At 39.5% G+C, this 15,940-nt stretch carries 12 protein-coding genes and 1 pseudogene; 7 read left to right on the plus strand and 6 right to left on the minus strand.

Annotation, left to right across the window (positions count from 1 at the left end; translation table 11 throughout):
* Positions 1–284: 284 nt before the first annotated feature.
* From I2483_RS00280 to selD, 4 genes are all read right to left on the minus strand, one after another.
* Positions 285–1,310, minus strand: coding sequence for a hypothetical protein (locus I2483_RS00280; RefSeq protein ID WP_207173120.1), 1,026 nt, complete (start codon positions 1,308–1,310; stop codon positions 285–287).
* Between the two features lie 175 nt (positions 1,311–1,485).
* On the minus strand, positions 1,486–2,973 hold the full coding sequence (locus tag I2483_RS00285; RefSeq protein ID WP_207173121.1) for a catalase: 1,488 nt from the start codon (positions 2,971–2,973) through the stop codon (positions 1,486–1,488).
* Between the two features lie 409 nt (positions 2,974–3,382).
* Positions 3,383–4,432 carry a tRNA 2-selenouridine(34) synthase MnmH gene (gene mnmH, locus I2483_RS00290; RefSeq protein ID WP_207173122.1) on the minus strand — a complete coding sequence of 350 codons (1,050 nt, stop codon included), beginning with the start codon at positions 4,430–4,432 and terminating at the stop codon, positions 3,383–3,385.
* Between the two features lie 33 nt (positions 4,433–4,465).
* Positions 4,466–5,515 carry a selenide, water dikinase SelD gene (gene selD / locus I2483_RS00295; RefSeq protein WP_207173123.1) on the minus strand — a complete coding sequence of 350 codons (1,050 nt, stop codon included), beginning with the start codon at positions 5,513–5,515 and terminating at the stop codon, positions 4,466–4,468.
* Between the two features lie 202 nt (positions 5,516–5,717).
* Between selD and dacB the strand changes: the two are divergent.
* Positions 5,718–7,136, plus strand: a pseudogene (gene dacB / locus I2483_RS00305) (D-alanyl-D-alanine carboxypeptidase/D-alanyl-D-alanine endopeptidase).
* Positions 7,137–7,339: 203 nt separating this feature from the next.
* The gene (locus I2483_RS00310) at positions 7,340–8,206 is read left to right on the plus strand and encodes a mechanosensitive ion channel family protein (RefSeq protein WP_207173126.1); all 867 of its coding nucleotides are present in this window, start codon (positions 7,340–7,342) and stop codon (positions 8,204–8,206) included.
* Positions 8,207–8,354: 148 nt separating this feature from the next.
* Here the strand turns inward: I2483_RS00310 and ilvA are convergent, their stop codons facing one another.
* A complete protein-coding gene (gene ilvA, locus I2483_RS00315; RefSeq protein WP_207173127.1) occupies positions 8,355–9,623 on the minus strand; it encodes a threonine ammonia-lyase IlvA in 1,269 nt (422 codons plus the stop codon).
* A gap of 340 nt (positions 9,624–9,963) precedes the next feature.
* Between ilvA and I2483_RS00320 the strand changes: the two genes are divergently transcribed.
* Both I2483_RS00320 and I2483_RS00325 read left to right on the plus strand, forming a co-directional pair.
* On the plus strand, positions 9,964–10,770 hold the full coding sequence (locus tag I2483_RS00320; RefSeq protein ID WP_207173128.1) for a glucose 1-dehydrogenase: 807 nt from the start codon (positions 9,964–9,966) through the stop codon (positions 10,768–10,770).
* Between the two features lie 63 nt (positions 10,771–10,833).
* A complete protein-coding gene (locus I2483_RS00325) occupies positions 10,834–11,589 on the plus strand; it encodes an SDR family oxidoreductase (RefSeq protein ID WP_207173692.1) in 756 nt (251 codons plus the stop codon).
* A 55-nt stretch (positions 11,590–11,644) separates the two neighbouring features.
* Here I2483_RS00325 and I2483_RS00330 read toward each other — a convergent pair whose 3' ends face one another.
* Positions 11,645–12,067 carry a MarR family winged helix-turn-helix transcriptional regulator gene (locus tag I2483_RS00330; protein WP_207173129.1) on the minus strand — a complete coding sequence of 141 codons (423 nt, stop codon included), beginning with the start codon at positions 12,065–12,067 and terminating at the stop codon, positions 11,645–11,647.
* 143 nt (positions 12,068–12,210) lie between these two features.
* Between I2483_RS00330 and I2483_RS00335 the strand changes: the two genes are divergently transcribed.
* From I2483_RS00335 to I2483_RS00345, 3 genes are all read left to right on the plus strand, one after another.
* A complete protein-coding gene (locus I2483_RS00335; RefSeq protein WP_207173130.1) occupies positions 12,211–12,981 on the plus strand; it encodes a DUF2161 domain-containing phosphodiesterase in 771 nt (256 codons plus the stop codon).
* Positions 12,982–13,065: 84 nt separating this feature from the next.
* On the plus strand, positions 13,066–13,893 hold the full coding sequence (locus I2483_RS00340) for a GNAT family N-acetyltransferase (RefSeq protein ID WP_207173131.1): 828 nt from the start codon (positions 13,066–13,068) through the stop codon (positions 13,891–13,893).
* A gap of 308 nt (positions 13,894–14,201) precedes the next feature.
* Positions 14,202–15,905 (plus strand): methyl-accepting chemotaxis protein, encoded by a 1,704-nt coding sequence (locus I2483_RS00345; protein ID WP_207173132.1) that lies wholly within the window; start codon positions 14,202–14,204, stop codon positions 15,903–15,905.
* The last annotated feature ends 35 nt before the right edge of the window (positions 15,906–15,940 follow it).

Raw genomic sequence — 15,940 nt, forward strand, 5'->3', positions numbered from 1 at the left:
TCCTTTTCGAGTATGTAATTAATATTCATTACCCTAAATAATTATTCGTTCAACTTTCTGTGCTTTATTTATACTTATCAGTAGGATTAAATGGGTATTTAACTCGTTTAAGGATAAATATGTATGCATTTTAATGAGTTGTTTAATTTTGCAGATATAAAACTGTACGAAGCAAAACAAAACGGTGAGAATCGAATTTGTGCACTTAATTAAGGGATACTTTACATCTAGAAATCCTCTCGTGTCAGCATAGACACGAGAGGATTTTATAAGTTTTACTCCTATTATTTGCTGAAATACACAGCAACTTCTTTTGTTATTTCTTCAGGTACTTTCAAACATAGCGGTTCTCCATGCAAGAAATTGAAAACGTTCATATCACTTGTTTGAAGTGTTCCCATCGTTAGTCGAGGAACAATTCGCACGTGAACGCGTTCAGATGAATTCTTGCTTACAGGAATAAACAGGCCGAGGTTAAAGCTTGCGATGCCGATAGATTCGAAGTAACGGAAAAAGTGTGTAAGACTTTCTGCGAGATCCTGCCAGTTGTTGTCGTTTAATTCATCCAACGAAGAAACATCTAAAACCCCGATAAAATCGGTATGGCTTTTCGGTGCAAAAGCATGAACCCAGTCGATGGAACCCACCGTCGCGATAAAGCGCTCATCGATTTTACGCTCAGTTTCTATTAATGAATCATAATAGTTATTATCTGTTTCTGTGTGAAACTGTTCGCTGCTTGCCAATGCTATTAATTGATAGTTGGTTGGCATTTCAGAAGCTAATACATGAATATGTGGGTGCAAAATACTACCGCCTGAAGGGGGTAAGTAGTTCCAGTTGATGGATGCGTATGCGGTTTCTCGATCCTGGGTAATAACTTTAGTCAAATAGTTATGCGCGGCAGAAAAGGAATTGGCAATCATGGGTGCTGTGAATTCATCTAATTTGACGTAATGTTGATCACACATGCTGACCACCGCATTATGCTTGCTGTAAGGAAAGAGGTTTGGAAAAACGACAGCTTCGCCTTGAATGATTCTACCATTTTCGATTAAATCATTCGGGAATTTAGGTGTGAAAGTGTGCACGTTTTCGGGGCAGAATGGACATTTAGTGCCCTCTGTTTGTTTTGCCTGCTCGGAATAGTCTGTTGACGTAAATGGCGCACCTGGATCGAAAATAATCCGGGATGTTTCGCCTGTTAGCGGATCCATTCGAATTTCAGTTTTGCGGTCAATCAATTTACCATCTAGCATTGGATCATGAAACGTGAAAAACTCTTCTTTTGCTATAAAAGTAATCGACATTTATAGTTCCCCCTACTGTATATTCTAAATACACTTTCTATTCTACCTTTGATTCACATAAAAGTCAGTAGTATCATAGTGAATGTCTAAAAAGGGTAAGGGGAAGGGATTGTCTATAAAAAAAGGGATGTCCTTCGCATTATTATGCGAGGAACATTCCTTTTTGTTTCACTAATTAATCTTCTGATCCAACTGCTGCTTCCACTTCGTTCCAAGAAACACCTAGTGCGTCTGCTACACCTTGACCATAAGCAGGGTCTGCTTTGTAACAGTGAACAATATGACGAAGCTGAATATGTTTGTCAACGCCGTTCATATTGCGCCCAGTATTTTCGAATAAAACTTGTTGTTGTTCTTTGCTCATTAAGTTGAAAAGTTTACCTGGTTGTTCAAAGTAATTATCGTCATCTTCTCTGAAATTCCATTGGTCAGCGGCACCAAAAATATCAAGAGCAGGTTCTTTAAACTTCGGTTGTTCTTGCCATTCGCCATAGCTGTTTGGCTCATAATGAACCGTGCTACCCATGTTGCCATCAGTTCTCATTGCGCCGTCACGGTGGAAACTATGAACTGGGCATTTCGGTTGGTTGACCGGAATTTGGTGATGGTTCACGCCTAAACGGTAGCGTTGTGCATCTCCATATGAAAAGAGGCGACCTTGTAACATTTTGTCTGGAGAGAAACTGATACCTGGTACAACGTTTGCAGGTGTAAAAGCAGCTTGCTCTACTTCTGCAAAATAGTTTTCAGGATTTCGGTTTAATTCCCATTCTCCTACTTCAATAAGAGGGAAGTCTTTTTTATACCATACTTTTGTCAAATCAAACGGGTTGTAAGGCATATTGTTCGCTTGTTCTTCTGTCATTACTTGTATGAACATTTTCCATTTCGGGAAGTTACCATTTTCGATATTGTCATAGAGATCACGTTGATGGCTTTCACGGTCTTTCCCAACAACTGCCTCGGCTTCTTGGTCAGTCAAGTTGTCAATCCCTTGCTGTGAATGCATGTGGAATTTCACCCAAACGCGTTCGTTTTCAGCATTGATCATACTAAAAGTATGGCTTCCGAAACCATGCATACTTCTGTATGAACTTGGAAGTCCACGATCACTCATAACGATAGTTACTTGGTGAAGAGCTTCAGGTAGAGATGTCCAGAAGTCCCAGTTGTTATTTGCGCTACGCATGTTTGTACGTGGATCGCGTTTAACAGCATGGTTCAAATCCGGGAATTGCATTGGATCTCTAAAGAAAAACACAGGTGTGTTATTACCGACAAGGTCCCAGTTTCCCTCTTCTGTATAAAATCTCATTGAAAATCCGCGGATATCACGTTCTGCGTCAGCTCCGCCACGTTCACCGGCAACTGTTGAGAAACGAACGAACATATCTGTTTTCTTCCCGATTTCAGAGAAGACTTTTGCTTTTGTATATTTTGAAATATCATGTGTTACAGTAAATGAACCATACGCAGCAGAACCTTTTGCATGCATACGACGTTCAGGAATAACCTCGCGATCAAAATGCGCAAGCTTCTCCAAAAGCCAAACATCTTGTAATAGTATTGGCCCTCTAGGCCCAGCAGTCATTGAGTTTTGGTTATCCACAACTGGAGCACCAGCGGCAGTTGTTAATTTTTTATTAGTGTCTTTTTCTGTCATAGATTCTCACTCCCTAGATTGTTTTAATTCCTACATGATAATCATACTAAAAAGGAAACAATATATCTACTAATAACATCTAACTAAAATTTAATCATGTATAAAGGCTGTAGATTATTAAGTTATAAGTAGCATCCGTTTGCACTATTTCTAAATGAAGAGGGAAGAGTCATATCTATGCATTCTCAATTAGAAAGAATATGAATTTCTTAGTAATGAGGGTCATGCCATTTAAAAAATACCATTCTCCTTCTATATTAACTTCTAATAACGGAAAAGTCAGTAAAATGGTGTTGGTATTTTATAAATCAAGTAAACTTTAATGGGGATTCTTTAATACCAAATCCATCTGCAGCAAAAAACTGTCCAAACAATCGACAGACAAGTCGATTGTTTGGACAGTTGGTTTTCATGATAAAGAGGGAGTTTTAATTCGCTCAATCGTTTGAAGAACTTTTTGGAAGGCGTCATCTACATTTATTGCTTCGATGTCTACTTTCTGTAATTCAGTATTTTGATCGCCAGAATGTCTATATCTTGGATCGTAATAGTGCTCAAGTAGCAATTCGACTGCCAATCCAAACTCACCATTTTCCAAATACGTTTCAATCAATTTGGCAACGGGGGTATGTAATCGTTTTTCAATTAATTGAAAGGCCTCTATAAAACGTTCCGGGTTGTTCCACGGTTCATAGTCAGCTAAAACAATTTTGACCCGCTCGGCAAGGGGAAGATGTATGACGATCTGCATCCCACTTTCTTTTTTCTCATAAATAAATTGCGGTAAACTTACTTTTCCGATCCGTCTACTTTCACCTTCTATGAAAACATGCGGCTCCGTTTTAAATCGTTCTAATTCATGGATGAGTAATGAGTCAAATTTCTTTTGATTGCTTGGCTCAAGTCCAATTTGTCCAAAAATAGAGCCTCGATGACCTGCAATGTTCTCGAAATCAATGACAGGATAGCCATTGTCAGCTAAACGCTTCAAAAGTTCAGTTTTTCCTGTTCCTGTATAGCCATTCAATACAATAAAGTTTGGAGAAAAGTCCTCTTTTTCCAATTCATGAACGACCCATTGCCGATAAGAACGGACTCCGCCATTTAATCGAGTAGTATGAATGCCCATCAAATCGAGGACGGTCGCCGCGGTCTTACTTCGCATGCCGCCACGCCAGCAGAATACCGTCATAGGCGTTTCAATATTTTTGAATGCGCGAATAAAATCCGGCAACTTCTTCGCAAAGATTGCAAGTCCTCTTTCTTTAGCAACTTCTTGTCCAACTTGTTTATAAAGTGTTCCAATTTCCGCACGTTCCTCATCATTGAAAACAGGAATGTTTATACTTCCTGGAATCGTCGCTTCTTTAAACTCTTTAGGGGATCGGACATCAATGAATGTATGTGGCCCTTTTTCTTGCAATTCAAATATATCTTCCAACATTAAATCTCGAAACATCCAATTCACCTTCTACCCAAAATTCACACACGATTACTCGACAGTGATACGTCCACTATTTTCTTCTGTTACTTCGCCGATGATCCTAGCGTCAACGCCTTTTTGTTGAAGTTCATCTAACAGTCTATCCGCCTGATCTTCAGGTAATGCGATGAGCAGACCACCCGATGTAACGGCATCACATAGAATCCAACGATCGGATTGGTCCATAGTTTCAGGGTACGAGACTACATCTGCGACGTGAGCGAAATTATTTTTTGTTCCGCCTGGTACTTTTCCAGCATCTGCAAGTTCCTTTGTGCGGGGGAGTGTCGGTACTTGGTTGGCAATGATGCGAATGCCCACGCCACTTGCTTTTGCTATTTCAGATGCATGTCCAAGCAATCCAAAGCCGGTTACGTCTGTTGCGGCATGGACATCGTATGTAGACATTGTTTCTGCTGCTGTTTTATTAAGTGTTGTCATAACTTTCGTAACGTAGACAATTTCATCTTCAGATAATAAACCATTTTTCAATGATGTTGTGTAAATCCCGACACCAATCGGTTTTGTTAATAGGATTTTATCGCCTGGTTGTGCACCGGCATTTGTTCGTACTTTATCGGGATGGACGGTTCCAGTAACTGCAAGACCGAATTTGGGTTCTTGATCATCTATTGAATGCCCACCCACAAGTGTAACGCCTGCTTCTTTTAATTTATCACCAGAACCCCGAAGTATTTCTGAAAGGATTTTTTTATCTAGTGTAGCTATTGGAAAAGCAACAATGTTAAGCGCTGTAATCGGTGTTCCGCCCATTGCGTAAATGTCACTTATTGCATTTGTTGCAGCAATTTGACCGAAGTCGTAAGGATCGTCTACAATTGGTGTGAAAAAGTCGAGCGTCTGCACCATTGCAATTTCATCTGTCAGTTTATAAACACCCGCGTCATCGCTCGTATCGAGGCCAACTAGCAAATTAGGATTGGGATCGGCAAGTGGCAGGTTGCGTAATACCTCCGCCAAATCTGCAGGGCCGATTTTACAGCCACAGCCGCCTTTTGTTGTAAGGGAAGTCAATTTTACTTGTTCAGTTTTCTCCATTATAGTTCCGCCTTTCGATTGCAAGTCTGCTTATAATCTTAACACATTGGTGAAATAGACTTGGCATACCAAGTCCTCATAATCTATTCCTTATGGTAGAATATTTATAGTCTATCCAATTTTAAAGGGGGAATAGGTTTGATACAAAAAAATAGCATTATCATTATTGTCGATTGTAGTGTTTGTTGGGACTCTTTTAACAATGGTTCCCGAACAGTCAACTGCGTCAGCAGCTGCTTCATACGAGAACTTGGGAAATACCATTAATACAATTATGGCTGATAGTAGAATGCAAGCCGCTTCTAGTAGCGTAACCGTGCGCAAAGCTTCAACTGGGGAAGTGGTCTATCAAAAACTGGGTCATCAAGGGATTACACCTGCATCCACGTTGAAAATACTCACAGCAGCGGCAGCACTGGAGACGCTGGGCGAAAATTATCGTTTCAAGACAGAAGTATTAACAAACGGGAAAGTAACAAATGGAACACTAGACGGTAATCTGTAACTTCGCGGGACTGGCGATCCTACGTTGTTGAAAAAAGACTTTGATGAATTTGCTTCGAAATTGTCTATTCTTGGGATTAAACGAATTTCAGGTAATCTGGTAGGGGATGACACTTGGTTCGATACGATTCGTCTATCGCTAGGTATTGATAAAAATGATGAATCGTATTATTATGCTGCTCAGATCTCAGCATTAACTGTATCACCGAATACGGATTACGATGCCGGCACAGTCATTGTAGACGCAAAACCACCTACAAGTGGGAAAGCAGCGAAAGTAACATTAACTCCAGAAACAGGCGTTGTTCGAGTTGTCAATCGTTCTAAAACAGTTCCTAAAGGCACTAAAAACACATTGAAGATTGAACGTCAATACGGAACAAATAACATTATTATTACTGGTAATGCCCCGATTGGGTCCGCTGGCAGGAAGGAGTGGATCACTGTGTCTAATCCTACGGCCTATGCACTTGATATTTTTAAAAAGTCGTTACTAGCTAAAGGTATAAAATTTGTTCCTTCATCTAAACTGTTGCGCGGAAGAACATTAGCAGAATCCGAAATTCTCGTAACTAAAAGTTCCATGCCCTTAAGAAGCTTGATGAGGCCATTTATGAAATTAAGTAATAACTCACACGCTGAAGTATTGGCGAAGGCTATGGGGAAAATGGAGTACGGGGATGGTAGCTGGAATGCCGGGTTACAAGTGATGCTCGACTATGCCGAGTCTGTCGGTTTAGATGTGGATGAATGGTTGTTTGAAGATGCATCTGGTATGTCCCATGCGAATAAAGTGACATCTGCCCAACTCACTGAGTTATTGTATCAAGTGAGAATGGCACCATGGTACGGATCGTTTGCACAAGGACTACCTGTTGCTGGGGCACCGGATCGATTTATCGGAGGTACATTGAGAAACCGCATGAAAACAGGAACCGCTAAAGGCAATGTCATTGCGAAAACGGGAAGTTTGACTAATGTCAGTGCTTTAGCAGGATATGCGCAAATAAGAGATGGGGAAACACTCATTTTCAGTGTCCTAACGCAGGATCATAAATCCAGTACGATTCCTGTCCTAGACCGTATTGCAACTGCTATAACAAATGCAACAAAATAAAAATGAAAAAACAAGTATTAGGTTTATCCAGATGTTTGTTTTTTGCACTAAAAATTGTGTTGTCTGAGGCGGATTTGACTAATCTACATGTTGAATCGCTTCGTGAGGTATGTTCTGAAATAATGAAGGTTATAGAGATTGTATTGTATAATAAACGCAGAGAGTGAAAAATCTAGTAGGTGAGGAAAAGGAACTTGATTATTATGAATATATTTTTAGATTCAATACAACATTTTATTGACAATGATTTTTCTGGTGTTCGAACGTATTTTGTTTCATTGACAGTAACAATCATTGTTACCTATTTACTGATAGTCGTATTCAGGAAAATCATGCAACAACTATTCAAGCGGACAACTCTATTAGAAGAAAAGAAGAAAGAAACAATTGAAAGTGTTGTAAAAAACACATCCAGGTACATATTCGCCATCATTATACTAATCGCAGCGATAAAGCCATTCGTGGGTGATCTGAAAGAAGTCATTGTAGCTGGAGGAATCATCGCCGCTGTTATTGGGTTCGGTGCCCAAAAACTGATTAATGATCTAATAAGCGGTGTTTTTATTATTTTTGAAGGAACCATTAAAAGAGGAGATTTTATAAATGTCAACGGAGAACTGGAAGGTGGAACGGTTGAGGAATTAGGGTTTAGGATTGTTAAGATTCGTTTGATAAACGGGAAACTATTGACCATTTCCAATGGGGAAATTAGAAAAATGGTTAACGGTTCCGTTGAAAAAAGACGGATTTTTGAGAGCCTAATCGTTTCATTCAATCAAGATCCTGGAATCGTTCGCGTGTTGCTGCAAGAAGTGTGCGACGAGCTAAACACAAAACAATTAGCTTTATTGCAAGTGGATAAATTGACCGGAGATTACGTTGAAAAGTATGAAATATATGGCTTACATTCCCTTGATACAAGTCCATTCGGATATAAGTTCTCCATCGTTGCCACCGTTAATGATACGGATTATTTAGTAGCCTCTTTGGAAGCAAAAAAAGTATTGGCTCAAAAACTTTATGATAATAAGGTCAAAATGGCGGAGCAATTGATTAATAAGGGGTACTAATGGAAATAAAAAAAATCTTGCTTAGGGCTTAATCGCCATAAGTAAGATTTTTTCAATATATAGGTTGAAATAAAGTACCTCATTGAACTCGCTACCCCTTATAAGTCGCCTTAGCTAAGTTGTATATAGGTATCCAAAATAGTGGACATTAGATAAGTAAATCAAATAACGTACTATCATTGTTAACTTCTTTAAAGGAGAAACCGCATTGATGCATGCGTTGAATAAGTCCTTCGTAATCTGATATTCTCTTTATTTCAATACCAACTAGGCCAGGACCACTTTCCTTGTTGTTTTTCTTTGTGTATTCAAATGTAGTGATATCGTCGTCAGGTCCAAGTACTTCATCTAAAAACTGACGTAATGCACCTGAACGCTGTGGGAAATTAACAATGAAATAATATAGTAGTCCTTCATAAATCAATGATTTTTCTTTGATTTCCTGCATTCGACCGATATCATTATTCCCACCACTAATGACACATACGACGGACTTACCTTTGATTTCTTCTTTATAAAAATCCAATGCGGCGATAGATAACGCGCCTGCTGGCTCTACGATTATTGCATGTTGGTTATATAATTCCAAGATGGATGTACACACTTTTCCTTCTGGAACTAGAACAATATCTTCAAGGTACTTACGGCAAATTTCAAACGTGTGCTGACCAGCACTTTGCACGGCTGCTCCATCAACAAATTTATCGATTGTATCCAAGGTAGTCACTTCATTATTCTCCAATGCAGCTTTCATACTAGCCGCACCTGCGGGCTCTACACCGATCATACGCGTATGTGGTGACAGGTTCTTAATGTATGTGCTTAAACCAGACATCAGGCCGCCACCGCCAATACTGGCGAAGACAAAATCAACGGGTTCCTCAATATCATTCATGATTTCAACCGCAACAGTTCCTTGTCCGGCAATGACATCGTAATCGTCAAAAGGATGGATGAAGATTCTGTCTTCAGCAGTCGCGCATTTGACCGCTGAAGCAGATGAATCATCAAATGTATCGCCCACTAAAATAATTTCTACAAAGTCCCGTCCAAACATTTTCACTTGATTAATTTTTTGTTTCGGAGTTGTCAGTGGCATGAATATCTTTGCATCAATACCTAGATGCGCACAGGCGAAAGCGACTCCTTGCGCATGATTACCTGCACTGGCACATACGACGCCTTTTTCAAGTGCAGCTGCTTCCATGGTTTTAATTTTATAATATGCACCCCGTAATTTAAAGGAACGAACATGTTGTAAATCTTCCCTTTTTACATAGACTCGACAGTCATATTTTTCCGACAGTCGTTCATTTTTTTGCAGAGGAGTATGTGCGACTACATCTTTTAGTAATTGATTGGCAATCAATATATCCTCGACTTGAATTCCAGTTGGTTCCGTCTTTATTAGATTCATAGTAATCTCAGCACCCTCCATATAAGTAGTTTATTTTTCTATATTAACATGATAGCAGGAGAATAAACACATGAACGTTTGTAATTGTGAGTTAATTAAGGAGGGAATGATGCTGAACTAACTTTTGTAGTCAAAATAAGATTCAATGCCTTTCATGAATTGCGACATGGAGTTGACATCAAAAATTTCTATTTTTGCTTCTTTTATAGGAGCAATTTTATATCAGGGATTTGTCTTCCTTATATCTAACGGCTTACGGAGTTAATGCTTCCACTCAATATACTTTAATGTTAAAGTATATTGAGTAGCAGAAAAAATGAAAATTGAGAGGGGTAATTTCGTGGGAAGAGTACAGGATAAAGTTGCCTTAGTAACTGGTGGGGCATCAGGTATCGGATTATCTACCGCTACACTCCTTGCAAAAGAGGGCGCAAAAGTTGTTGTTGCAGACTTTAATCTGGAAGGTGCGAATCAAGTTGCCCAAAACATCTTAAACGACGGCGGCGAAGCCGTTGCCGTATTTTTAGATGCTGGGAGTGAACAATCCATTAAAGATGCGATTGATTTCACGGTTGAACAGTTTGGTACCATTACAATCCTCTATAACAATGTAGGGACGACAAATCTACAAAAAGATTTAGATATCGTGAATATTGATTTAGATGAGTGGGACCGTTTAATGAATGTGAATGCAAAAAGTGTTTTACTGGGAAGCCGATATGCAATTCCACATATGCAAAAAGCGGGTGGCGGCTCGATTATCAATACTACATCCATGGCTGCCTTTGCGGGGGATTCTGTCCGTTCGGCCTATGGCGCATCGAAGGCAGCAGTCGTTAATTTAACGAAATATATCGCAACGCAATATGGAAAAGACAATATACGTTGTAATGCAGTCGCTCCTGGGTTGATTTTAACACCTGCAGCGAAACAGAATATGTCCCAAGAACTACTTGACATTTTCGGGAAATACAACGCATTACCTTACCACGGAGAAGCGGATGATATAGGAAATACCGTATTGTTTTTAGCTTCTGATGAATCCAAGTTTATCACAGGTCAAACGATTCAAGTTGAGGGGGGTCACTACTTAAGTAACCCGACTATCGCTGACTTTCAAGAGTTAATGTCGCAAGCAAAATCATAAGAATTTAGTAGGTAACCCGAGTGAAATAGTGGGTAATAGACGAAGTAAGAAAGGAAATGATCAATTATGAAGCTTCAGGACAAAGTTGCAATTATTACTGGAGGAGCAGGAGGTATTGGCAAAGGGATGGCAACTTCATTCGTAAAAGAGGGTGCTAAAGTTGTCATTGTAGATTTGAATGGGGAATTAGGGGAACAGGCAATTAAGGAATTGCAAGTTTATCAACCAGAATCAATTTTCATCCAAGCGAATTTAGCTGAGCATGATAAATTGTCGGAAATAGTGAAACAAACCGTCGAGAAATTCGGTAAATTGGATATTTTAGTGAATAATGCACACGCATCGACAAATAAACCATTTGAAGAGATTACGCAAGCAGATCTTGACTTATCGTTTAACACAGGATTTTATCCGACATTCTATCTTATGCAGGCTGCACTGCCTTATTTGAAGGAAACAAAGGGTAAAATCATTAATTTCGCTTCTGGAGCAGGTATAAATGGAGACGCTAACCAGGCTTCATATGCTGCGGCAAAAGAAGCAATTCGAGCGATTACACGTGTTACTGCCAATGAATTTGGTCAATTCGGTATTAATGTAAACTTAATTGCACCACTTGCGGACTCTCCTGGGATTCGGAATTGGGCGAAAGAACAACCTGAAGCTTTCGAAACAATGGTTTCGAAGATTCCGTTAAGACGACTTGGTGACCTGGAAAATGATATTGGTCGAGCAGCTGTATTCTTGGCGAGTGCCGATTCTGATTACATTACTGGACAAACACTAATGGTAGATGGCGGAATTACCAAACTTAGGTAAACCAATTAAATGAACATATCAAAAGAGCATCTTTATTGAGAAGATGCTCTTTTTTTCATATTAACGACTTATTCAACTTTGTGTAAATGGAAAGTAACGATTGTTGTTCAGCTTCTGTTAAATGTGAAAACACTTTCATGCGGAGATCTTGACCGTCCTTTTGTGCTTCAGCAAGTAAGTCTTCGCCTTTTTTCGTGATTTTCCAATAGATTATTCGGCGGTCAGTTTCGTCCTGCCGGCGCGTGATCAGTTCTTTGTTTGATAGTTTAGTGGAAAGATGCGTCAGCGATGCAGGGGTAAAGTTGAGTAGACGCGCAAGTTCGGAAGGCCGACTTTCCCCGTTCATCTGTAATTCATGCAAGGCAACGATGTGTGATACTCCAAGATCATAATCTACTTGCTGCCGCCACCTCACGTGCATTTTATGTGTCACTTGTTCAATTGTATGTAGTAGTTCAAAAATTGTCTGAGTAGACATGATTTACCCATCCTTTTCTCATAATACGTCCCGAAGAACTTTTTAGCATTCCGCACATTACTAGTGTACCATTATTAAGCGGGATTTTGGGGTGGTAGTTACGGTCGATTATGTATACCATAATGAATGAGGTGAAAATTGACATGCAAGACAAAGAATCCAAGCGATATGAAGTCGATTTATATAAACCGGTAAAAGAATATTTTACTCAACAAGGTTATGATGTCCATGGTGAAGTAAATGAGTGTGACGTTGCGGCTGTAAAAGAGCAAGAACTGGTCCTTATTGAATTGAAACTATCGCTATCAATTGATCTATTAATCCAAGCGACAAAAAGACAGCGACTGACAAATGAGGTCTATGTCGCAATTCCTAAACCGAAACTTAATTTTCGTTCGAAAAAGTGGAAAGATAGTTGTCATTTGGTTAGAAGGTTGGAGTTAGGTCTTATCCTCGTTTCATTTACAGAAGACGACGCGCGGGCAGAAATAGTGTTTCATCCCGCGCCCTTTGACCGGAAGAAAAGCATGCAGCGCAGCAAGAAAAAAAGGAATGCTATGCTTACTGAAGTAGAAGGCAGGCTAGGGGATTATAATGTCGGTGGTAGCAGACAGACCCAAATAATGACAGCCTATAAAGAAAACTGCATTCATATAGCCTGTTGCCTTTTGCAATTGGGACCATTATCGCCAAAGTCTCTACGTAAGATGGGGACTGGGGAAAAAACGTTAACAATTTTAAATAAAAACTATTATGGATGGTTTGATAGAATTCAAAGAGGGACATATATGATTAGTGACGCAGGAAAAGGTGAGCTACACGCATTTTCGGATCTCTTTAGCCATTATAGTGAGGTAGTAAGAGAAACTGCCAGCGCTTACTTGGATGTTGATGATGCTGGGGATAATAGTTAAAGGAGTGATCTTGCAATACATGTTAATATTGAACTAGGCAAATACATAACAAAAGCAAGAAGACTTTGAATTGGAGGATTTTATATGTTAGAAGAAAGTCAATTAATTGCGATTAAACAACTTCAAAAAGAATGTGAAAAAGCGGATGGTATTCAATTGAAGTTAAATTGGGAGATGCTCCGTGAAAGAGAAGGACGTCAAATGGATTTCTTTTATGAAGAGAATGGGGAACTTATCGCCTATTTAGCTTTATTTGGTTTTGGATCTACCGTTGAAGTATGTGGAATGGTTAGACCTAGGGATAGAAGGAAAGGGCATTTCACCGAACTTTGGCAACAAGCGCAGGTGCTAATCGAACAGTATGGATTTCAAATAATTTTGTTGAATACACCATCTTTATCCGTCACTGCCAAGGAATGGTTAGTTGGGCAGCCCTATTCCTATGCGTTTTCTGAATATCAGATGCGCTGGGCGGAACAGCCAATTGAAGCAAGCGATGAGGTCCTGATTCGTTTGGCTAAAAAAAGTGATGCGAAACTTGAAGTGAAGCTTGACGTATTGGCATTCGGAATGGACGAAGATGATGCACGTTCCCATCTTGAACGCATAAAAGAAAGAACGGATGAGCAATTTTTGATGATTGAGGCGGATAACGAAGCGGTCGGTAAGGTTCGCATCAACAGGATGGATGGCGAAGCATGGATTTACGGATTCGCCATTTTACCTGAATACCAAGGGAGAGGGTACGGCAGAAAAGTGCTCCGGAATATTGTGAAAAGCGAGCATGATGCTGGCAATCAAATCTGGCTTGAAGTGGAAGCTAAAAATAGTCGAGCACTTGGCCTATATGAATCAGTTGGTTTCAAAAAAATACAAGGCCAGGATTATTATAAAAAGAATAGGGACAACTAAAAAAGTTAACCGGAATGGTCGGAAGCATTGATTCCGGTTAACTTTTTTTGTGCATGTCATTTTTAAAACATGAGTACCAAAAAAATCTTCCAATAAGTGTGCTTTCTATATTTTAACATATATTCTAATTAAGCTTTCCAACTCTAAGAAATACATAAAACAAATTCTTTTACAGAACAAAAAACGTCACAAATAGTAGAAACTTATCTGATTCGACATAAAGTTGACGGATAACCCGTGTCTTTTGGACTTTGTTTCCACTAAAGTATAGAGTATTATAGACTAGGAGAATGGTAGGGGGAAAAATAATGAAAAATACACTAACAGTACAATTGGGAACAATTATTGTTGGTATCATGGTTGCAATGTTAGCGATTACGTCCATCGCGACATATAAAACAGCCTATGATAAATTATATGATGCCGCGGGTGTTGAAGCGTATGGTTGCGCAAGTATTACGACAGGTTTAATTCGACCGGAAGACGTGGAAAAAATGCTCGAAGGTGACCGTGAAACAATGGATGAGGTTGGTCAACAGCTTAACTGGACACTCAATCATAAAGCTATTTTCGAGACTCAATATATCATTGATTTAGATGGTAAAATTCTGGCACTTGATGACCATTTAAGTGCAAAAGGATTTGAACCGGGAGATTCGGTACCAGTCGACGAAAAAGCGCTTGAAATGCTCTTGAATATGAAGCATTCGGCTTACACGGAGCTCTATGAATTTGCAGGTCTGAAACGTCTATCAGGCTATGCGCCTATATTTGAAAATCACGATACAAATGGAGAAATCATTGCAATCAGCGTTATTGATTTCGACGGGACAATTGTGGCTGGAAGAACATGGGATGTCGTTCGGAATGGGATTTTAATCAGCCTAATTCCGATGATCATCGCATCTATCTTTACAATTATGCTAATCAGACGTAAAACTAAGTCGATTTCCGCTTTAATCGCACATGCGAAGGAAATTGCGGATGGCAATCTAGGTATTAAAGATATAGTTGTAACAAGTAAAGATGAAGTCGGTGATCTAGGACATACGTTGAACATGATGACAGCGAACTTGCGTAATACGATTGGTACAGTCAAAACAACATCTGTTCAATTAACGCAAAACTCGCTTGATACAGCTGCTTCATTAAATGAAATGCAAATGGCCATTCAACAAGTGGCACACAATATGAGTGAAACGGCAGCCTCTATCTCCGATGGGACAATCAATGCAGAACATGCATCAAAAATCTTGTCATCACTGGCGAATGATCTTCAGGATTCAAAAGAGAAAGCTGAACTAAGTGTGGGGAACTCGGAGCGGACAATGAAAATTGCAGAAGAAGGTCAGTATAGTGTAAATGACATTAGTAATGATATGGAGAAAATCAGGGTCTCTTCAAATGAAGCAGGCGGTACGATTCGAAATCTGATTGAATCCACAACGAAAATTCAAAATATCACCAGTTCAATTGCAGGTATTGCTGCCCAAACGAATTTACTTGCGCTAAATGCATCGATTGAAGCTGCACGTGCAGGTGAGCATGGTAAAGGATTTGCGGTTGTTGCCGAGGAAGTGCGGAAACTTGCGGAACAGTCCAATAAAGAAGTGCTTGAAGTAGAAAAGCTTGTGCAAGATATTACTGAAAGTATCGGCCGAGTTGTTGCGTCTACAACAGAGAGCACAAAACTTATCGAATCCGGAACGGAAACGGTTCGTTTGACTGCGACTTCCTTGAGTAACATTTCAAGTGCTGTCTCAGAGACTGTTAAGGAAATTAATTTAATTTCAGAATTAACGACAGCTGAAGCGGAAAATTCCAATCGTGTAGTAGAACTCATCAATCACTTGACGCAATCGATTCATTCAATTGAAGATATGACAAACAATATTTCGGCAGCAACGGAACAAACATCAGCTTCAATTGAAGAAGTGGCTACACGATCCAACGAAATGAGTTATATGGCGCAAGATCTCGAAAAAATTGTTGGGCAGTTCAAATTGGAATGATTTTTTGAAAAGCAAAAGCGGCTCTGGACGTCGAA

This window comes from Sporosarcina sp. E16_3, from assembly GCF_017347125.1.
GTDB lineage: Bacteria > Bacillota > Bacilli > Bacillales_A > Planococcaceae > Sporosarcina.